The organism is Pseudovibrio japonicus (genome assembly GCF_014651595.1).
Taxonomy (GTDB): domain Bacteria; phylum Pseudomonadota; class Alphaproteobacteria; order Rhizobiales; family Stappiaceae; genus Pseudovibrio; species Pseudovibrio japonicus.
In genome coordinates, this window is record NZ_BMXE01000001.1 from 954360 (window position 1) to 973982 (window position 19623).

At 52.0% G+C, this 19623-nt stretch carries 17 protein-coding genes; 5 read left to right on the forward strand and 12 right to left on the reverse strand.

What is annotated here, in order from left to right; all coding sequences use genetic code 11:
* The first annotated feature begins 508 nt into the window (after positions 1–508).
* Positions 509–1759 (forward strand): NO-inducible flavohemoprotein, encoded by a 1251-nt coding sequence (gene hmpA, locus IE076_RS04265; protein WP_189435476.1) that lies wholly within the window; start codon positions 509–511, stop codon positions 1757–1759.
* Between the two features lie 59 nt (positions 1760–1818).
* Here hmpA and IE076_RS04270 read toward each other — a convergent pair whose 3' ends face one another.
* The 5 genes from IE076_RS04270 to IE076_RS04290 form a co-directional block, all read right to left on the reverse strand.
* A complete protein-coding gene (locus tag IE076_RS04270; protein ID WP_189435477.1) occupies positions 1819–2214 on the reverse strand; it encodes a VOC family protein in 396 nt (131 codons plus the stop codon).
* Positions 2215–2268: 54 nt separating this feature from the next.
* Complete coding sequence (locus IE076_RS04275; protein WP_189435632.1) at positions 2269–3225, reverse strand: acetyl-CoA carboxylase carboxyltransferase subunit alpha; 957 nt, start codon at positions 3223–3225, stop codon at positions 2269–2271.
* 97 nt (positions 3226–3322) lie between these two features.
* Positions 3323–4642 (reverse strand): glycolate oxidase subunit GlcF, encoded by a 1320-nt coding sequence (gene glcF, locus IE076_RS04280; protein ID WP_189435478.1) that lies wholly within the window; start codon positions 4640–4642, stop codon positions 3323–3325.
* A 3-nt stretch (positions 4643–4645) separates the two neighbouring features.
* Positions 4646–5845 (reverse strand): glycolate oxidase subunit GlcE, encoded by a 1200-nt coding sequence (gene glcE / locus IE076_RS04285; protein ID WP_189435479.1) that lies wholly within the window; start codon positions 5843–5845, stop codon positions 4646–4648.
* 29 nt (positions 5846–5874) lie between these two features.
* Complete coding sequence (locus IE076_RS04290; protein ID WP_189435480.1) at positions 5875–7371, reverse strand: FAD-linked oxidase C-terminal domain-containing protein; 1497 nt, start codon at positions 7369–7371, stop codon at positions 5875–5877.
* A gap of 343 nt (positions 7372–7714) precedes the next feature.
* Here IE076_RS04290 and IE076_RS04295 point away from each other — a divergent pair, with 343 nt between their 5' ends.
* Positions 7715–8113, forward strand: a complete 399-nt coding sequence (locus IE076_RS04295) for a c-type cytochrome (protein ID WP_189435481.1) — start codon at positions 7715–7717, stop codon at positions 8111–8113.
* Positions 8114–8168: 55 nt separating this feature from the next.
* Here IE076_RS04295 and IE076_RS04300 read toward each other — a convergent pair whose 3' ends face one another.
* Both IE076_RS04300 and nfsB read right to left on the reverse strand, forming a co-directional pair.
* Entirely contained in the window at positions 8169–8615 is a 447-nt protein-coding gene (locus tag IE076_RS04300) for a GNAT family N-acetyltransferase (protein ID WP_189435482.1), read from the reverse strand.
* 125 nt (positions 8616–8740) lie between these two features.
* On the reverse strand, positions 8741–9397 hold the full coding sequence (gene nfsB, locus IE076_RS04305; RefSeq protein ID WP_189435483.1) for an oxygen-insensitive NAD(P)H nitroreductase: 657 nt from the start codon (positions 9395–9397) through the stop codon (positions 8741–8743).
* Between the two features lie 224 nt (positions 9398–9621).
* On the opposite strand from nfsB, the gene IE076_RS04310 reads away from it, so the two are divergent.
* Both IE076_RS04310 and fbaA read left to right on the forward strand, forming a co-directional pair.
* A complete protein-coding gene (locus IE076_RS04310) occupies positions 9622–10437 on the forward strand; it encodes a heterodisulfide reductase-related iron-sulfur binding cluster (RefSeq protein WP_189435484.1) in 816 nt (271 codons plus the stop codon).
* A gap of 374 nt (positions 10438–10811) precedes the next feature.
* Positions 10812–11882 (forward strand): class II fructose-bisphosphate aldolase, encoded by a 1071-nt coding sequence (gene fbaA / locus IE076_RS04315; RefSeq protein WP_189435485.1) that lies wholly within the window; start codon positions 10812–10814, stop codon positions 11880–11882.
* Between the two features lie 81 nt (positions 11883–11963).
* Here fbaA and IE076_RS04320 read toward each other — a convergent pair whose 3' ends face one another.
* From IE076_RS04320 to IE076_RS04340, 5 genes are all read right to left on the reverse strand, one after another.
* On the reverse strand, positions 11964–14078 hold the full coding sequence (locus IE076_RS04320) for an acyltransferase family protein (RefSeq protein ID WP_189435486.1): 2115 nt from the start codon (positions 14076–14078) through the stop codon (positions 11964–11966).
* A 272-nt stretch (positions 14079–14350) separates the two neighbouring features.
* Positions 14351–15331 carry a DUF2332 domain-containing protein gene (locus tag IE076_RS04325; RefSeq protein ID WP_189435487.1) on the reverse strand — a complete coding sequence of 327 codons (981 nt, stop codon included), beginning with the start codon at positions 15329–15331 and terminating at the stop codon, positions 14351–14353.
* Between the two features lie 197 nt (positions 15332–15528).
* Positions 15529–16227, reverse strand: a complete 699-nt coding sequence (locus IE076_RS04330; protein WP_189435488.1) for a type 1 glutamine amidotransferase — start codon at positions 16225–16227, stop codon at positions 15529–15531.
* Positions 16228–16379: 152 nt separating this feature from the next.
* Positions 16380–17204: an amino acid ABC transporter permease gene (locus tag IE076_RS04335; protein WP_189435489.1), complete on the reverse strand. Its 825-nt coding sequence runs from the start codon at positions 17202–17204 to the stop codon at positions 16380–16382.
* A gap of 176 nt (positions 17205–17380) precedes the next feature.
* Entirely contained in the window at positions 17381–18178 is a 798-nt protein-coding gene (locus tag IE076_RS04340; RefSeq protein ID WP_189435633.1) for a transporter substrate-binding domain-containing protein, read from the reverse strand.
* 259 nt (positions 18179–18437) lie between these two features.
* On the opposite strand from IE076_RS04340, the gene IE076_RS04345 reads away from it, so the two are divergent.
* Entirely contained in the window at positions 18438–19622 is a 1185-nt protein-coding gene (locus IE076_RS04345; protein ID WP_189435490.1) for a Na/Pi symporter, read from the forward strand.
* Position 19623: the final 1 nt, after the last annotated feature.

Genomic DNA, 19623 nt, shown 5'->3' on the forward strand with positions numbered 1-19623 from the left:
GTGAGGCGTGCGGGGGCTTCGGATCTGGAAACCGCTCTTGCTTTGTCCAAAACCTGCGGTCAGATAAAACTTCCAAGGCACTCGGGAGCATTGAACCTGTGAGCCACCCTATCTCTTGTTCCGATGGGATGAGTAGAGCCGGTCAGGTCATTCTCGACTGAAGCACTCGACAAGCTCAGAAACCACTTCTAACTGACGCATAATTGCCCTGATATTCATCAATTCAGGCTCAAAAGATAGCGCATTTCCGCCACTTTAGCCCCCTTTACTGATCCTGTTGCCGTGTTTGGCTCAATCAGGCGCTACCTTCATCATATGGTGTTGATTTACGCCAAACTGTGTCGACATTTCTTTGACTGTGCAAAGTCTTTCCTCATGCGTGGTGAGAGTTATCAGAGTGCATAGTGAGTAATCTGTGAATGTTGTTAGACGCATATTTTCCTCCCTGACCTCTGAGTAATTTAAATCATGCATATGACCTACATCTTATAGCAGCCAGGACATCATAATGGTCAGCGAGAAAACCATAGCTACGATAAAAGCAACCGTTCCCCTTCTGCAAACTGGTGGCGAAGCATTAACACAGCACTTCTATAAACGGATGTTCTCGCACAATCCTGAGGTTCTAACCCTGTTCAACCCAGCGCATCAGGCGACAGGACACCAACAGAAAGCTTTGGCTGGTGCGATTTGTGCTTATGCAGCAAACATCGACAATCTCGAAGCTCTGGGCAGTGCTGTCGAACTCATCGCACAAAAGCATGTGTCATTGCGTATTAAGCCGGAACACTATCCTATAGTTGGCGAGAATCTTCTGGCCTCGATTAAGGAAGTCCTGGGCGATGTGGCGACGCCTGAGGTTCTAGACGCTTGGGGGCAAGCCTATGATTTTCTTGCAGATATCCTCATAAAGCGTGAAGCTACAATCTATAGTGAGCAATTAAATGCAGAAGGTGGTTGGGAAGACTTCAAAAAATTCAAAGTCATCAAAAAAGAAAAAGAAAGTGACGTCATAACGTCTTTCTATTTCAAGCCAGAGGATGGTGGTAGCGTCCCGACCTTTAAGCCAGGTCAATACATTACTGTTCGCGTTCCTACCGCCAATGGCAGCACCACTATGCGCAATTACAGTCTTTCTAATAAACCCGGCAGCGATTACTTTCGAATTAGCGTAAAGCGTGAGGATGGCTCTGTCGAAGGCACACCTAGCGGCTACGTATCGAACCTGCTCCATAATTCTATCGATGTGGGGGATGTGGTAGAGCTTGCGCCCCCATGCGGTGAGTTTTTTATTGATCCCGCTGAGAAATCCGAGCGCCCACTTGTATTGCTCGCCGCAGGTGTTGGCATAACCCCAATTCTCAGCATGTTGCTTGCAGTGACGGAAGCGAATCCGGATCGCAAAACTTACTTCATCCATGCCAATTTGCATGAGTTACGCCACGCATTTGGAAAAACTATAGATGAATTAGCCAAGGCCACTCCTAACCTAAAAGTGCACTATTGCTATAGCGACCCTGTACCTGATGGCGTGGAACGGATTCTTTCAAAAGAAATAAGCACTGGCTTCGTAGACGGACCGCTGCTTGAATCTGTGGTTGGGGGTTTTGATGCGGACTACTACTTCTGCGGTCCGAGCCCCTTTATGACAGAGATCATTCGGGAGTTGCACAACCGCCGTGTCCCGGAAAGTCAAATCCACTTTGAGTTCTTTGGTCCTCGCGAGGAACTTGAAGCAATAAAACAAGCAGCTCAGTAGCCTGCTAAAACACCAAGTTGGCCTCCGGGGTTACTGCAGTGATACCTCGGGGGCATCGCTCAGACGGCTTCAACCGCCTTCGCTTTGTAAGGTTCAGCAGGGGGAACATCTGCAATCATCAGGAGGTTGTGATCCGGGTCTTTGAAGGTGACGAACCCACCTTCTTGTATCTGCGAGGTGTCCTTTGCACCGATGGCCAACAGATGGGCATGCGCTGTCTCTATGCTGTCGGAGTTAAAATGGAAAAGTGGCTTACTGTTCTGTGGGCCAGTAAAGTTCTTGCTATCCAGAACCAACGCGGGCCCGGACTGCATCGGGATTACAAAAAGGTGCCCGAACAAGATTTCTCCATGTACGGGTTGGTTCAACAGCCGACAGTACCAATCCCGTGACGCTTCGATGTCACTCACCGGAATGAATACCGCACCAATTTCGCTTTTAATGACTTCATTCATGCAAACGCTCCTTTTGAGGACTCTCTTATGAAACGCCTGACTGAAGTTGCTAAATCACCCCAGCTCACGACCAATGTCTAAGAAACGATTACGCTTTTCAGCATGTATCTGGTCCGGTGAAAGATTAGACATTTCTCGTAGGCCTGCCTCAATGATGTCACCCACGGACGCAATTGCTTCTTTGGGATGTCGGTGCGCGCCGCCGAGAGATTCAGGAATTATTTGATCGATCACTTTGAGCTTCAATAGTGAGTCCGCAGTAAATTGCATTGCCTCTGCCGCATCCTGCGCTTTTGTTGAGTCGCGCCATAAGATCGATGCAGCGCCTTCCGGCGAAATCACATTGTAGACTGCATATTGCAACATATAGACGCGGCTCATCGCGGCAACTGCCATGGCTCCTCCCGACATCGCCTCGCCAATTATCACTGCGATGCTAGGTACCTTCAGATCCAAGCAAGCAGAAATTGAAGATGCGATCGCCTGAGCCTGACCTCTGGCTTCTGCTTCTACACCTGGAAATGCTCCGGCGGTATCAATAAAACTTATAACCGGCAATCCAAAACGATCAGCAAGCTCCATTATTCTGATAGCTTTGCGATACCCTTCTGGCATCGGCATTCCAAAATTGTGAAGCAATCTCGTTTCCGTATCAGCCCCCTTCTCCTGCCCTAAGATTGCAACCGATGATCCGCGAAAACGACCAAGTCCTGCAATTACAGCTCGATCGTCTCCATATCCGCGATCACCAGCCAGTAGGGTAAAGTCATCAAAAAGAGAATTGATATATTCAAGCGCGTGAGGTCTTTGCGGATGCCTAGCCACTTGGATAATTTGCGCAGGTGTTAGGTTCGAATAGAGCTGATCCGTTGTTTCCTTAATCTCGCGCTCCAACTGCGCAACAGCCTCGGATGAAACTGGTGCGAGTTCCTGATCCAGAACTCGGGTTAGCTCTGTCAAGCGCCCTTCCAGACTAGCAATCTTTTGTTCAAAATCGAGGTAAAACATTATGACCCTACGTAGCGGCAATAGTCACTTCGATAACAGATCAACTATGCATCTGCAATCTAAACGAGCACTAAGGATATAGGGGATGTGTCGTGAATCTCTACGTCTTGCGGGACTCATTCAGCTGCGTTGGCCTTGGGCCGCCGTAGGCCCAGTCGAGGAGTTCGATGCTGTGGATGATCGGGAGTTGGGTGCCGCCCGAGATTTGGGTGATGCACCCGATGTTGCCGGTGGCGACGAGGTCAGGTTTTGTGGCTTCCAGATTGCCGACTTTGCGGTCGCGTAGAGCTGTTGCGATTTTGGGCTGCAGGATGTTGTAGGTGCCTGCCGAGCCGCAACAGAGGTGGCCTTCCAGCGGCTCTTTGACAGTGAAGCCTGCGTTCTGCAGCAGTTTCTTGGGCTGCCATGTGATCTGCTGGCCGTGCTGCATGGAGCAAGCCGAGTGGTAGGCGACGGTGAGTTCTTCCGCAAGCTGGGGTTCGCCAAGGTCCTGCTCAATCAGGAACTCGGTAATGTCTTTGGCCATCTCCGAGATTTTCTGAGCTTTTTCAGCGTAGTTCGGGTCTTCACGCAGCATGAAGCCGTAGTCTTTGATAGTGGTGCCGCAGCCGGATGTGGTGATGATGACGGCATCGAGCCCCTCACCTTCCATCTCCTTGGTCCACACATCGATATTGGTTTTGGCCTGCTGGTTGGAGGCTTCCTCTTTTCCCATGTGGTGGACGAGCGCGCCGCAACAGCCCTCCCCTTTTGGGAAGACGACCTCATAGCCGAGGCGGGTGAGTAAGCGGGTGGTGGCATCGTTGATGGAGGGGGCGAGCACGCTTTGGGCGCAGCCTTTGAGGATGGCGACGCGGCCCTTCCGTTGCGTTTCTGGGGCGACGGTTGTCTGATCAGCGAACTGAGACGGCAGTGCTGCCTTTGTTGGGGCGAGTGCGAGCATGGTGCCCAGTCGGGCAAGCGTTCCGCCGCATTTCTTCATGAGGCCAGCCAGCGGGCGACCGTAGAACGCGGCAGCAATGGCGAAGCGGAAGCGGCCAGGATTGGGCAGGACTGCCTCTAGCACGGATCTGAGCAGGCGATCATGCAACGGGCGTTTGTAAGTGCGTTCGATATGGACGCGGGCATGGTCAACCAGATGCATGTAATTTACACCAGACGGACAGGTGGTCATGCAGGACAGGCACGACAGGCAGCGGTCGATGTGCTTGACGGTTTTGGCATCCGCAGGCCTGTCGTTTTCCAGCATGTCCTTGATAAGATAGATGCGGCCACGGGGGCTGTCGAGCTCATCTCCCAGAAGTACGAAGGTTGGGCAGGTTGCGGTACAAAACCCGCAATGCACACATTTGCGCAGGATCTGTTCGGAAACCGCAGTGGCGCTGTCTTTGAGTTGGTCTGGCGTAAAGTTGGTTTGCATGAGCTAGATCCCCACGTACATGCGGCCGGGGTTGAGGATGTTATGCGGATCAAACTGGGCTTTCAAGCGTTTGGAAAGGCCCATCAAGGTCTCCGCCTGAGGCTGGAAGACATCGATGCTCGCACGCATCTCCCCGCTGGCTCTTAAGAGCGTGGCATGGCCGCCGCCGTTTTCGGAAATGATCTGGCGCAGTGGAACGTCGTGCGGTTCTCCGCCTTGCATTTCCACCCAGACGAGGCCACCGGCCCAATCCATCATCCAACGGATGGCAAACTGTTTTTCCAACTCGGCAATGACCTGATGTCCGGCTGTTGGGCTAACCGAGACTTTCCAGAGTGGTTTGTCGCTGCCTGCAAATCCGATGAGGTCGCGCACGTCGCCCCACGTTTTGCGGGAGGCCTCACCTTCGATGAGTTCCTGCGATGGGAAGCGCTTCAGGATGCTGCGCAGTTTTTCCAATCGGTACTCGATGGAAACGGGGATGCCTTCCAGTCTGAGCAGGGTCATGGCGTGTTCTTGCGAAAGAGAGCAGAAGCCTTGAGGCAGGTGGGCTGCGGAGGAGACTTCTGCGGATGATCCCATGGCCTCTGTCATAGCCTCGGATGCTTGTTGCGCAGTCAGCCCAAGCAGGACAAAGTTGCATTCCTTGGCAGCTCGTGGGAGGACCTTGATGGAAAAGGCCGTTGCAATGGCTAGTGTACCCCACGAAGAACAGAAGCCGCGGGCGAGGTCGTAGCCAGTTACGTTTTTGACCACGCGCCCACCTGCCTTGAAGATCTCGCCTCTGCCGGAGACAGCTTCCAGTCCAAGCACATGGTCACGCGCTGCGCCTGCCTTCAGGCGGCGGGGGCCGGAGAGGTTTGTTGCCAGAACACCGCCGATGGTGCCTGCCTGAGCGGTGGCCCCTAGAACACTGCCAAGGTTGGCTGGCTCAAACGGCAGTTCCTGATTGTGGTCTTTCAGCAGGTTCTCAACCTCTTGCAGGGGTGTGCCTGCTTTTACCGTGAGGACCAGTTCTGCCGGTTCATAGTCGATGATGCCAGTGATGCCATCGGTGCGCAGGGTATGCGCGGACTGCACCGCCCTGCCCCAGTTACGCTTGGAGCCGCTGCCGATCACTTCCAGCGGGGTGCGCTCGGCGGCGGCCCATTTGACGACCGCCTCCAGCTCCTCAGCTGATGTTGGGTGGAAACCCTCTCCCATGGTTTCGTCCTGTTCTTCTGGCGCACAAATTAAAAGCGCGGAATATCGGGGAATGGCAATTGGCCGCGATGCACGTGCATGAAACCGAGCTCTGCACAGCGGTGCAGGACCGGGAACATCTTGCCCGGATTGAGAAGCTGCTTCTCATCGAACGCGCATTTGATGCGCTGCTGCTGTTTCAGATCATCCTCTGAGAACATTTCCGGCATGAGATCGCGTTTCTCGATGCCGACGCCATGTTCTCCGGTAAGAACACCGCCCACTTTAACGCAGAGGCGCAGGATGTCTGCGCCAAACTCTTCTGCTGCGGCCAGTTCTCCCGGCTGGTTTGCATCGTAGAGGATGAGCGGGTGCAGGTTTCCATCGCCTGCGTGGAACACGTTAGCCACGCGTAATCCGTGCTTCTCGCTCAGCTTTTGCATCTCCTGCAAAACTTGCGGGAGTGCTGCGCGCGGGATGGTGCCATCCATGCACAAATAGTCCGGCGAGATACGGCCCACTGCAGGGAATGCAGCCTTGCGCCCGGCCCAGAAAGTATTGCGCTCTTCCTCTGACTGCGAGACGCGCAGATAGGACGAGCCGTTGTCTTCTGCAATGGCGCTGACACGTTTGAGCAGGTCGTCAACTTCCGCTTCCGGGCCGTCTAGCTCTACGATCATCAGGGCTTCCACATCCAGCGGGTAGCCAGCGTGAACGAAGTCTTCGGCGGCATCAATGGCGAGCTTGTCCATGAGTTCCATGCCACCGGGAATGATGCCAGCGCCAATGATATCGGCGACGCACTTGCCTGCTGTCTCCGAGGTTGGAAAACCAATCAGTGCGGCGCGGGCGGTCTCCGGTTTTTGCAGAATGCGGACGGTGACTTCCGTGACAACTGCCAGCAGACCTTCGGAACCGGTGAGCAGGGCCAGCAAATCGTAGGCCTCCGAATCAAGGTGTTTGCCGCCAAGGCGGATGACCTCCCCGGTGATGAGAACGATCTCTAATCCGAGCAGATTGTTGGTGGTCAAACCGTATTTGAGTGAGTGCACTCCACCTGAATTTTCTGCGATGTTACCACCGATGGAACAGGCGATCTGGGAGGATGGATCGGGGGCATAATAGAAGCCGTCGGCCTGCACGGCGGTGGTAATCCCCAGGTTAGTCACGCCCGGCTGTGTCACAACTGCGCGGTTTTGCAGGTCAATTTCCAAAATGCGATTAAACTTCATCATAGACAGCAAAACGCCATCTTCCAGCGGCAACGCACCTCCGGACAGAGAGGTTCCGGCACCGCGCGGCACCACCTTCACATCATTGTCGTAGCAGTATTTGAGGACCTTTGATACCTGATCAACGGTTTCCGGAAGGACCACCACAAGAGGCAGTTGGCGGTACGCTGTAAAGGCATCCGTCTCATAGGGGCGCATTTCTATCTGGTCACAAATAACACCTTCTCCGGGCACGATTTTTTGCAAATCGGCCACGATCTTCGAGCGCTTCTCGAGTGTCTCCTGTGACGGTTTTGGCATCGCAATCGCTGCCATCAGGCCTCCCTCCTGCATCGTGTTTCGGAGTGCTATCTCCGGGCCGCGAACTTAACCGTTTTTACCGAATACGTGAAGAAAGCCTCTCATACTTCAGTGAGTGAGGAAAGCCGCATATAGTCTATTGCAGCCAGGAAAAAGGGCAGATTCAGTTTCTTCTGGAGTTTGACTCAAAACAAATTATTTTCAGTCGTTTATCGTTATCATCGTTCATATCCGCGACAATATGCCATAACAATATCTACGAAGGTGACTTCGAATCTGGGGGAACTCCCCCAAGAGATATACTATGTTGTTCTCTTAATCGCGGTTATCTGTGTGAGTTAGTGGGAAGGATAATAATATGAAGCAGTTTGGCGTCGTTGCAGCGCTTGCATTGCTGGTGAGTTCAGGTGTGGCATACGCTCAAGGCGATGTTGCTAAGGGCGAAAAGATTTTTAAAAAATGTAAGGCTTGCCATGCTGTAGGCGAGAACGCAAAGAACAAGGTGGGCCCTACTCTGAACGGCGTCGTTGATGCTGGCTGGGGCGAAGTTGCGGGCTACAAGTACTCTAAGCCTCTTCTGGCAGGTAAAGAAGAAGGCAAGTCCTGGGATGCAGCAACTCTTGATGCTTACCTGACAAAGCCAAAGAATGTTATCCCTAAAGGTAAGATGGCTTTTGCAGGTCTTAGAAAAGAAGATCAGCGTCAGGACGTAATTGCGTACCTTGCTCAGTTCAACAAAGACGGCTCCACGAAATAATTGGAACCATGCAGATCAGGGTCGCAATTTTGCGGCCCTTATTGCTGCGCGATGTCTATTTTGGGAGCTTGCGCAGCATCTCGTTTGCCTGAACCGGTGTGCCGTTATAATCGGTCGTGAACTCCCCGGTCACCGCAAACCCGTGACGCTCATAGAGCCGTTTCGCCGGGTGGTTTGATTTGGCAACATAAAGCACGACCTCCCCTTCAATCCTGTCCAGCATGTCTCGTAGCAGCGTTTGGCCGATGCCCGCGCCGCGCCCGTTTGGGTGCACGAACAGGGCTGTTATCTCTGATCCATCGTAGGCGGCATAGCCAAGGATCTGGTCCTGTTCATAGATCAGCACTGTAGAAGTGCGAAAGCCCGTTAAGCGCCTTGGGTCCTGATCAAGCGGCAGCAACTGGAAGCTGCTTTCCTCATAGCGCAGCTCATCCAATTTGCATGCTGCGTAGATATCTAGAATTACGGGGAAGTCTTTATCGCAGTAGGGTCTGATGGTCATTTTGTCTCGTTGGAAAAAGTATTGGTCAGTCTGGGCGAATCATATTCAACCGCAGGATGCATTGCATTTTAGGCAAAAAAGGGGACGCATTATGCATCCCCTTTTGGCATTTCGTTTCAAGCAGCTTAAGCCAGTTCGGTGAAGAGCTCGGCTTCTGGCAGACGGGATTTTGGAAGGGCGGCGTTGAAGTCGTTTTCGTCACGGTGGCCGAGTGCGATCAGCGTAACTGCACGGTAGCCTTTTTCAGTCAGGCCGAACTCTTCGTTCAGCGCCTGCGCGTCCACACCTTCAATCGGCACAGCGTCAATGCCCATTGCGCCCGCACCCAGAAGAACGGTGCCCATGTTCAGGTAGACCTGCTTTTCCATCCAGTGGTCAGCATCTTTCAGCTGGTCGCGGTGCATGCCTACAAAGGTTGCTCGACCGTTTCTGACGGTTTCTTTGACGGCCGGATCAGCGAAGCGTTTGTCTTCTTCTTCGGCTTCCAGAACACGGTCCAGATATTTGTCGGAGATATCAGTCTTAACGCAGAATACGATGACGTGGGAGGAGTTGAGAACCTTCTCGTTGTTGAAGGAGAACATGCCCTGTGTACCCTTGGAAACACGCTCACGTCCTTCAGCGGTGTCTGCAATGATAAAGTGCCATGGCTGCGTATTTACGCTTGATGGACTAAAGCGCAGCAGAGATTTAATATGATCAAACTGTTCTGCGGTGACCTTTTTTGAAGGGTCAAAGGCTTTGGTGGAGTAGCGGCTCAGTGCAACGTTCTTCAAGTTCATTTTATATGTCCTTGTTCTTGTTTTAAGCATTATTTAAGCGAAACATAGCGAATAGTTTTTCTTTGGCAAGTACGCACATTAATTACCCATAGGCACAAAAATGATACTATGAACGCTGCGACCCTTGCCCAATAGAGTGCATTGAAGTCCCCCTCAAATTGTGGCACGCAGAATTTAGTGATTTGTTTTACGCATTGCTCACAACCTGCAGGACCGCACTTTTCATGGCCCGACAACGACGCCCCAGATACAAAAAACATGCGCGGGTCGGCCTGTTTGTTTCCTGCACCACAAATCTCTTCCGCCCTTCCCTCATCAAAGCTGCTGTTCATCTGCTGGAAAAGGCGGGCTATGACGTTGAAGCACCGACCATTCAAAGTTGTTGCGGGCTTTTGTCACTGCGCTCCAACGAGCCAGAGGATGCGCGGGATCTGGCCAAGCAGGTGATTTCGCAGTTTGGTCATTATGATTTTGTGGCGGTGCTGTCGCCGTTTTGCGCCAAGGTGTTTGAGAACGCCTACACACCATTGCTTTGCGAGCAGTCCGAGGAGCTGGCGAAGATCACCCAAAACTTCTCACGTAGATGTTTTGAGGTTTCCGAATTGCTGCTTGCCGCGCCTGAGTTGCCGCAGACCCTTCCGGGATTTGCGGGCAAGGTTGCATTTCTTGATGTTGCTGATGCGCCGAACCTGTTTGGCAGTCAGGCTGCCTCACGGGTCCTGCTTGGGCAACTGGAGCATGTAAGCGTTGTGGACCTGCCACAGATCTGTGCTTTTCAGGTGAAAGGTGCGCCGGAGGGGACGATCTCTCCGGAACTGGGACGGGGCGATCTGAGCAGTCTGTTGCATGCAGTTCGCTCTTGCGGTGCCGGTACATTGGTTTCCACGGATCTGGCACTTTTGATGGAGCTTTCAACGCAGCTGCGCAGATACGGTTCTGCCATGGAGCTGCGGCCTGTGCTTGAGGTGCTGGCGGGAGATGTGCAGTCCATGCCGATTGGCCTGAGCGCCCGTGCGATGGCGGGGCACTCGGTTCTGTGATTCCCGTGTCTTGTGATTCCCTAGGGCCTGCGATTCCCTAGGGTCGTGCTGAACCATGAGTTGAGCTTGTGCCTAGGGAGCCAGCTTGTGAAAAAACCGAATTTCGCAGGAACGGATTTTTGGCGAAACGCCAGCTATTTACCGCTTTAATCCATTTAATTCCTCAGAATGCCCTTAGAAATGTTGTAGTTCGGCTTATAGCTGAGTAGTGTGCGCGGCAACTGGGCAAGGCCACGGTCCGGCTTTGTTGCCAGTTCACAGAGAGAGGTGCTTAACCTCCCTTCAAGCGTTTTGATTTGCGTATTCTTGACCGCGAACCGGTGTCCACTTTTCGGGAATGCGCAGTATCTGCTGTTAAACAGGAGCCTATAAACATGGGAAAGCTCAAGCCGGGCGTCATCTTTGGTGAAGACTACAAAACCCTGATTGAAGCATGCCGGACAGGCAAGTACGCATTGCCTGCGGTAAACGTTGTTGGAACGGACTCCATCAACGCAGTTCTTGAAGCAGCAGCTGTTAATAAGACAGATATTATCGTTCAGCTCTCCAACGGTGGTGCGCAGTTCTATGCCGGTAAAGGCATCAAGGACAGCTTTAAGGCAAAAGTGCTTGGCGCAGTTGCCGCTGCTAAGCACGTGCACCTTCTGGCAGAGCATTATGGTGTTGGCGTTGTGCTGCACACCGACCACGCAGACAAGAGCCTGATCCCGTGGCTGGAAGAGCTCATCAAGCACGGCGAAGAGTTCTACAAGGCGACTGGCAAGCCGTTGTTCTCCTCTCACATGCTGGACCTTTCTGCAGAAGACATCGAGTTCAACCTGTCTGAAAGCGAGCGCCTGTTGAAGTTGATGGCTCCGCTGGAAATGAGCCTTGAGATTGAACTGGGCGTGACCGGTGGTGAAGAAGACGGTATCGGTTCTGATGAAGACATCGGCGCGGACAATCCTAAGCTTTACACCCAGCCAGAAGACGTTCTGCAGGCCTATGACCGCCTGAACCCACTCGGCCACTTCTCCGTGGCGGCATCCTTCGGTAACGTTCACGGCGTTTACAAGCCGGGCAACGTGAAGCTTCGCCCTGAGATTCTGCGCGAAAGCCAGAAGCTGGTGAGCGAAACTCACGGTCTGGGTGAAAACCCACTGGCACTGGTATTCCATGGTGGTTCTGGTTCTGAGAAATCCAAGATCACAGAAAGCCTGAACTATGGTGTGTTCAAAATGAACATCGACACCGACACACAGTTCGCGTTCTCCGAAAAAGTTGGTGCGTATGTGGAAGCGAACGCAAATGCGTTCAAATACCAGATCGACCCAGAAACCGGTGCGCCAACCAAGAAGCAGTACGACCCACGCAAGTGGCTGCGTGAGGGCGAGCTGGGCATTGTTGAGCGCCTGAAGGAAGCTTGCGAAGACCTTCAGTGCGTTGGCAAGAGCCTGTGCCAGTAAGCTGAATAGCTACTATGAGATTGAAGAGCCCGGTACTGGTGTGCCGGGCTTTTTTGTGCGCTTAAGAGCCGGAGTGTAACCTCAGTCGATCGCCTCTATCGCCTGACCGTGCCCCCCCTGCTCAGGCTCCATTTCTCTGATGAACGATCCCGCCCCAACATCAGAGAAACTGGCTGCTGTCTGTATGTCACGAAACGAAGTTCGGACCACATATTCAGATCCTGCAAGGTTCAAATGATTGTCGTCAGCATAATATAGCGTTTTCTTATTCGTAGCCCTACAAGCAGTCTCAATACATAATGCGAGCTTAAGATTGATTACGTCTACCGCTTCATAGTGGTCGGATATAGCTCTGAGCTTATTATCTGTCTCAAGTTGTTTCGAGAAATCTATGCGGCATTTTCGGTTTTGCCCTCGCAATCCAAGTATAAAGCTCTTTCGACATTCAAAATACGCACGGTAATTAGGGAAAATTGGAACCTCTGTTACGAGAACTATATCTTTTTGGAGGTCTTCTATTTTTTTAATTGTAGAGGCTAGTTGCGCAAAAACACTCAGGTCGTTGCCTGAAGTGCCAGAAGCATCGTCCATACCTTTAGTTAATCGAAATCCGTCAGCCGAAGAATAGTAGTCCCATCTTGCAGCCAGAATCACAGTCTTAAACTTTGGGGAATTCTCAAAGTATGTAAGTGCTAGGTTATTACTTTGGCGACACTCAAAAGGAGTTCTATTGTGGACAATAACATCTATCAGCGGTGCGCAGCCCGCGCTGGAAATAAGAAGTGCGCCTACACCTTCTTCTTTAAACTTTTTGTCCAAACCATATACTAAATGACGAGCATGCGAATCTCCCCAAAGGATGACTGTTGGAGATTTGGATTTCACCCCAAAATGACACGGTTCAGTATCGGCATTGTCGCATATCTTATTTAGGGTCGCTTTATACTCCTTGTCCATTTGACTAGCGGCGGCGAGCTTTTCAGGGATAATCAGTGTGATTAGCTTATCGTTTGAAATCACATAGGAAAATACGAATATAACAACGTGGCTTCCTATGGGAATAGCTGGTCTCCATCGAGAAAAATCATTTTTACCAATTGCTCTAAACGGCTTCTCAATCATGAGATAAAACAAGCATGCAAACGCCACCGAGATTGCAACACCAGCGGTGCGTACTAAATGGCTAGTTTCGAAATCTTCAAACAGCGTATTGCCATAAACAACGACCGGCCAATGCACCAGATACAGACTGTATGAGACAACGCCGAGAAATCGAACTGGGCCTCTATTTAGCAAATTCCCCGAAAATGTAACTGGTTGCTTCCCAACTACTAAAAGAACTGCACACGCAAGCGTTGGTATTATTGCATACAATCCGGGCCATGGCAGTGATGATGGAGCAAGCCATGCAAAACCTCCAATAATCGCAAGAGAACCAAGTTGTATTGCAGATGAAGAGAATGACGTTACATCGAGGCGTATTCTTGTAGCTACAATTGCAGCGAGAGCACCAAATCCAAACTGCCAAAGGCGTGTTGGGAATGAGTAGTAAGCGACATCCGGGTCTTTGATAATTAATATCTGCGCTATGATGAATGATATGAACACCACGGCAACAACGGTTAGAATTTTTATTATACTTGGCTGATTGCGCACAAGAAAAATAATAATCGGCCACGTTATGTAATATTGAATTTCCACTCCTAATGACCAAAGATGAAGGAACGGATTAAAGATAGCTTCTGTTCCAAAGTAACCAGTGTCTGATGGAGCATAAATATTGTAGGAAAATAGGGAAGCAAAAATTAGTCTCGTGGATATTTTTTCGAAATCCAGTTCCGTAGGAAGAGCAATTATCAGGCCTAGAATGCATATTAGTACGACGTAGTATGTGGGCGCTATTCTCCAAAACCTCCTCGTATAGAAGGCGAAAATCCCAGTAGGTAACCAAACGAAATTTGGATTTGTCAGTATCTGCATCATTAAGAAGCCGGAAATAACGAAGAAGATATCGACGCCAATGAAGCCAGACTGCAATCCTAATAAATCAAAATGAAATAGAACGACCAGAAGTACGGCAATTCCTCTCAATCCTTCAATATCGGCTCTAAAGGCGGTCGACTTTTGATCTAACATTTCGGCAGATGTACCCGCAGAAGTTTGAGTTTCGTGCGGATATTTTGTTCCCTCAGACACAAACTTTAAACCCTAAGTAATGACTGGGAACTGGGTAGTCAGAGCCTGCTCGCCCGCCGATCATGGAAGGGTTTTGGCGCAACGGCATGCCGCTACTGTTATTTGAGATTTCGGAAGGAAGTGGGGTATCTTGTGCCATGATACCTAGGCCGGTTGATGTTTTTGCGTCATCCGGAGCCTATACCAATAAGCCGACCAGCTTCTATGAGATAAAAGAGCCCGATACATGTGTGCCGGGCTTTTTTTGTGCGCTCATGAGCTGGAATGTATCCTCAGTCGATCCACTCGATGGACTGACCGTGGGGGCCTGTCCAGGCGCGGGGCTCGCCGTTTTCGCAGAGGAGGAAGCGGCCTGCGGGGTGGGGTTCGTTGACCTTTGCGGCGAAGCGGGGAAAAACGCTGCGAGCTTCGTTGGAGATCCAATGGGCGTTTGATTCCAGCATCATGTTGGCGAAGGCGTCGCGTTTGTCGGTGTCGGCGACATAGACGAGGACGGCGCTATGGAAGACGACGGGCGTGGCACCGGTGGGAACTTGCTCCAGCAAGGCTGGTAGGTCGTCGAGCAAATCGCCTCTGATGAGCTGGGGTGAGTGTTGCTTGGCGACCCCGATTGCTTTTTGCAAGCGGTTCAGGCGCGCCTCCTGCCCCGGCCAGACGAGCGTTTGTAGCCATTGGACAGTGTCGTCATCCTGAACGTCTAATGGGTTTAGTTCCAGCCCGGCACGCCAGACCACATCTGGTCGCTGTGTTGGCAAAGGCGCGTTTCCGGACACAGCGCAGTGCAACACTGGCGTATCAGGCATCGCAGGGTCCTGGCCGAGCCGATGGGCGCCACTGTTGTAGTCATATGCGTAATGATCGGGATAAAGGCAAAGACCGGCAGAGGCGCCAACTTCGATCAGGGCAATCGGTTGTGGCAGACGAGCGAGCAGTGGCAGAAGGATCGCACAGCGACCAGCTTCGTTGGTCTGCGTGCTGCGGTTCATCATTTCCTGCCGGATTGCAGGGGCATGATTGCGCAGGATCTCCTCTAGCTCGCCTGTATCAGGAACGCGGCCTGTCACCCATCTGATTGCGGCGAAGAGCAAGTTGGGTTGTTGCTTGGATTGCGGCAAGGCTTCGAGGAATTCGTGATACTCTGGAGACGCGGCGACACGGTGTGCCCATCGTTCATAGGTTGGTGAATTGTCTTTGGCCTCATAGGAAGCAAAACCCAGATAACGATCTTCAAGTCTCTCAGATAATACAGTCATTCAATTCCCTCAGTTAAATATAAGGGAAGCTTACCTCAGGTTGTTTGTAATTTACAAATACAACTAATTACCAGCTTTTCTTCGTCCTGCTCCTGCCCCTACCCCAACAGTTCAAAGGACGGAAGTATAAGTCGTACTTGTAGGTCAATGTGCTTGGATTTCGGCCTGATACAGGCGGGTGTGGCTTCAAACGGGTGTCAGAGGAGAGCGATCCAGCGACGGGAGATTTCTAAGCCAAGGGCATCAGCTTTGGGGCCGTGTTGGGAACCTTGCTCGTTGATAATCTCTTGCCAGTTTGGCACCAAATCACTGATTTCATCATTGAAACGGTCATCCCAATGCTTGACCAAATCAACAGAGGCCTCGAAGTGAAACTGCATTGCATAGGTGGCCCGGCCCATTTTGAAGGCCTGATTGGGTGTCATCTCGCTGGAAGCCAGATGGACTGCCCCTTCTGGGAGGGTGAAGGTGTCGGTATGCAGGCTGAAAATGCGATCATTTTCGCCAAGGGCTGAGAGGACCGGGTCTTGCCTGCCTTGGTCTGTAAGATGCAGCGGTAACCAACCTGCTTCGACTGGATTGCCCAGAATATTGTCACCACCAAAGGCTCTGGCGATCAGCTGGCTGCCGAGGCAGATGCCCATCACAGGCTTGTCGGCGTCTTCGAATGCAATAATTGTATCGCAGACATTCTTCAGGAATGGGAGTTCCTCATCCGCTCTGGCATGTTGAATGCCGCCCAGCACAACAAGGCCTTTGAACTTTGAGATGTCCGATGGCAGCGCATGGCCGTCTGCCATGACCCGCAGATCGGTCGGCATTTTCGCCTCGCTAAGAGCTTCTCCCAAGAGCCCGAGCGTTACGCCTTCGCAGTTTTCAACGACGAGAACTGTCATTCCAGTTTCCTGTTATGTGCAGCTGCCTGCTGCGCTTGGCTTTGGTTCCGAGAGCACTGATTGGATATTATTTCGACTTTTTCGCGACCGACCCAGTAACTGCTTCTACTGTATTTCTTCAGACACCTGTGAGTGCTGCTCAAAGATGCGCGCTAAGCTTCGTTCTCATAGCCTCGTTTCATCCGGCGTTCCAGACCGCGGACCACCAGAGACAGCGAAACTGTCATGATCAGATAGAGGTAGGCTACCACGTTATAGGTTTCGAAAAACTGGAAGGTGGAGGCCGAATAAATCTTGCCGAGCTGGGTGATGTCCTGCACGCCAAGCACGGAGACCAGCGCACTTTCCTTGATGAGCGCGATGAAGTCATTGCCCAGTGGCGGCAGGATGTTCTTGAAGGCTTGCGGCCAGATGATGAAACGGAAGGTGTGCCAGCGGGAAAGCCCCAGCGCACGGCCTGCTTCCAACTGGCCGTCATCCACGCTTTCAATGCCCGCGCGAAATATCTCTGCGATGAAGGCTGAGTAGCCGAGGGACAACGCGATGATCGCGCGCCACATCATGGAAAGGTCCCGCACGCGCAGCTTGTCGATGATCTCCCAGTCGATCAGCGGGCTCATAATCCAGTTGTAGGCCGCCACCATTTGCGGGGCGCCGACAAAGGCGATGTAAAACAGCAGCACCAGCATGGGAACGCCGCGCATGATCTCCGTATAGAACGAACTCATCTCACGGATCACGCGGTGCTTGGAGCCGCGGCCCAGGGCGATGATGAGCCCGAATATGCTGGCGATGAAGAAGGAAACGAATGTGACGAAAAGGGTAATGCCGACGCCTCTGAAGAGGGTCTCAAAAATCTGGCGGTAGTCACCGTCGGCAGCAATGAGCCAGAGAAAGAAAACCGCAAGAACAAATGCTGCGAGCAACCACCATGGAAGCTTGTCCATTCTGGACTTTGTGGCAGACCGCTTGCCCATCGCGTTTCCTTTAAATCTCGTTTTGGGGTTTCCGGGTGAGATGTGGAAACCCGTCGTCATGCCAGAGGCTGTGTGTGTGGCTGGCTTCTTATTACTGCAAAGCCGGAGAACGCCTGCCACCTGCCTGAAAGAAAATAGCGGACACAGGGTGCCCGCCAGGATCAATCGACCGTCTCTTAGTGCTGGGACTTATAGTCGAAGAACCATTTTTGGTTCAAGGCATCAATGGTGCCGTCTTCGCGCATGGAGTTAAGGGCAGCGTTGATTGGTTCGCGCAGCTCCGAGCCCGGTGTCAGGATGAAGCCAAAGTCTTCTGAACCAATTGGTCCACCAACAATTTTGAAGCTGTCCGGAGAAGCACCCATGTAGCCAGCTGCGGCGGTTGCATCCATCAGCACCATGTCTACATCTTCAGCCCGCAGCGCCTGAACGGAGGCACCGAAGGTTTCAAACAGCTGGATACGCTGGTTGTTTTCGTCTCCATCAAGAACCGAGTAAACGGCTGTGTAGAAGTTTGTGGTGCCCGGCTGTGCGCCAACTAGCAGGTCCGGATCATCCGCGAACGCTTTTGGATCTTCAAAACGGTCTTCATCAGCACGCACCAGCATGAACATTTCGGAGGTCATGTAGGGATCGCTGAAATCAATCTGCTTTTCGCGTTCATCGTTGATGGTGATGCCGTCCATCCCCACATCAAACTGCCCCTGACGCACGGCTTCGATCATGCTGTCCCATGACGCCAGACGCCAGTCGACTTTGATATTGAGCCGTTTTGCGATTTCGTTAAACGCGTCATATTCCCAGCCGATGCCCTCACCGGTTTTCGGGTCTGCAAAGTTCAAAGGTGCGTATGCATTTTCGGTCACAGCAACAACAGTGCGGCCTTGCAGATCAGGCAGTTCTGCTGCTGAAGCTGCTGCCCCAAAGCCGACAGAAACTGCAAGAGTTGCTATTGCTAGTTTAAATTTCTTCATCATCGAGCCTGTCCCCTCCAAGCAAAATTTGGTCACCGCGCAGAAAATTATGGCAGAATCACACACGACGGATGTTGACAGCAAGCCGATCTGTGAGCAATAGGATGCGGGTGTTTGACCTGTAAAATGCCGGTGTTGGCGGGGTTATTTACTCTGCAAAGGCAGTCGTGGTCAACGAAAGCCTTGGTACTTTCCTAGGCTGAATGACCTGATACCAGAAGATACGGCGAAATGTCGTGGTGAACTTTTATAGACGGATATGTCGGTGCAAAAAGATCCCCTGAACAACGACGAGCCTTATCTTGAGGATGAGCAGCACATGCCTTTGGGCATCAGTTTGCTCAACTGGATCTCCGTCGGATTCCTGATTTATTTTCTTCTTTGCGCCGTTGGCCTGATTGAAGCGGGCTTTATTGCGGTTGGTCATCAGACTGCCGAGCGGATTTTCTCTTATGCCACCAATCCGATTGCGGGGGTGCTTGTTGGCATTCTCACCACATCGCTGGTGCAGAGTTCCTCGGTGACGACTTCTATCGTGGTTGGTTTGGTTGCAGCGGGCATGCCGATCTCTATTGCCATTCCCATAGTGATTGGCGCCAACTTTGGCACCACGCTCACCAATACCTTCGTCAGCCTTGGGTATGCGCGGGACCGGAGTGATTTCAAACGAGCCTTTAGTGCAGCCACGGTGCATGATGCGTTTAACCTGATTTGCCTTCTGATCTTCCTTCCCCTGGAGCTAGCATTTGGTTTCTTGCAGAAGACCGCAACAGCGGTTGGTGATCTGTTCATGGACGTAGATCCAGCTGACAATCTGTTGACTGCTGACTTCAACTTCATCAACTACCTGACAGAGCCTCTCATTGACGAGATCCGCGAGCTGGCCTTTGGGTTGGCTCAGCCATGGAATGGGCTTGCTATTGCAGCAATCGGGTTTGTGATGCTCCTTGTCAGCATCACATTTGTAAGCCAGCTGCTCAAGCTACTGCTTGCTGGTCATGCGCGGCGGTTGGCTGAGAAGGTGTCGTCGGCTGCTCCCTCCTCCGGCATCTTCACCGGATTGGTTGCGACGTTGTTGTTGCAATCCTCCTCTACCACCACAAGCCTGATTGTGCCCTTGGCGGGGTCCGGCGTTCTGACGACCAAGCAGGTTTATCCGTTTACGCTTGGCGCGAATATCGGCACCTGTCTGACTGCTATTCTTGCGGCGTTTGCGGTGACTGGGCAGCGGGAACTGGCCTTAGAGATTGCGATCGTACACCTTGTTTATAACGTGCTGGGTGTGGTTTTGATCTATTCCATCCCGTTCACGCGGTATCTACCTGTGCGCCTAGCAGAATATGTAGGAGACTTGGGTGCACGCCGGTTTGTTGTAGCGACAAGCTATGTGGTGAGCATCTTCTTTCTGATCCCCGCTCTTGGCATCTTCCTGCTCAGCAGATAGT

Excerpts from the sequence above, each read along its gene's own strand:
- IE076_RS04310 (WP_189435484.1), top strand. The coding sequence starts at position 9,622 with ATGGCCCGACAACGACGCCCCAGATACAAAAAACATGCGCGGGTCGGC.
- hmpA (WP_189435476.1), top strand. The coding sequence starts at position 509 with ATGGTCAGCGAGAAAACCATAGCTACGATAAAAGCAACCGTTCCCCTT.
- IE076_RS04300 (WP_189435482.1), bottom strand. The coding sequence starts at position 8,615 with ATGACCATCAGACCCTACTGCGATAAAGACTTCCCCGTAATTCTAGAT.
- fbaA (WP_189435485.1), top strand. The coding sequence starts at position 10,812 with ATGGGAAAGCTCAAGCCGGGCGTCATCTTTGGTGAAGACTACAAAACC.
- nfsB (WP_189435483.1), bottom strand. The coding sequence starts at position 9,397 with ATGAACTTGAAGAACGTTGCACTGAGCCGCTACTCCACCAAAGCCTTT.
- IE076_RS04290 (WP_189435480.1), bottom strand. The coding sequence starts at position 7,371 with ATGGCAGCGATTGCGATGCCAAAACCGTCACAGGAGACACTCGAGAAG.
- glcF (WP_189435478.1), bottom strand. The coding sequence starts at position 4,642 with ATGCAAACCAACTTTACGCCAGACCAACTCAAAGACAGCGCCACTGCG.
- IE076_RS04330 (WP_189435488.1), bottom strand. The coding sequence starts at position 16,227 with ATGACAGTTCTCGTCGTTGAAAACTGCGAAGGCGTAACGCTCGGGCTC.
- glcE (WP_189435479.1), bottom strand. The coding sequence starts at position 5,845 with ATGGGAGAGGGTTTCCACCCAACATCAGCTGAGGAGCTGGAGGCGGTC.
- IE076_RS04295 (WP_189435481.1), top strand. The coding sequence starts at position 7,715 with ATGAAGCAGTTTGGCGTCGTTGCAGCGCTTGCATTGCTGGTGAGTTCA.
- IE076_RS04340 (WP_189435633.1), bottom strand. The coding sequence starts at position 18,178 with ATGAAGAAATTTAAACTAGCAATAGCAACTCTTGCAGTTTCTGTCGGC.
- IE076_RS04325 (WP_189435487.1), bottom strand. The coding sequence starts at position 15,331 with ATGACTGTATTATCTGAGAGACTTGAAGATCGTTATCTGGGTTTTGCT.
- IE076_RS04270 (WP_189435477.1), bottom strand. The coding sequence starts at position 2,214 with ATGAATGAAGTCATTAAAAGCGAAATTGGTGCGGTATTCATTCCGGTG.
- IE076_RS04345 (WP_189435490.1), top strand. The coding sequence starts at position 18,438 with ATGTCGGTGCAAAAAGATCCCCTGAACAACGACGAGCCTTATCTTGAG.
- IE076_RS04335 (WP_189435489.1), bottom strand. The coding sequence starts at position 17,204 with ATGGGCAAGCGGTCTGCCACAAAGTCCAGAATGGACAAGCTTCCATGG.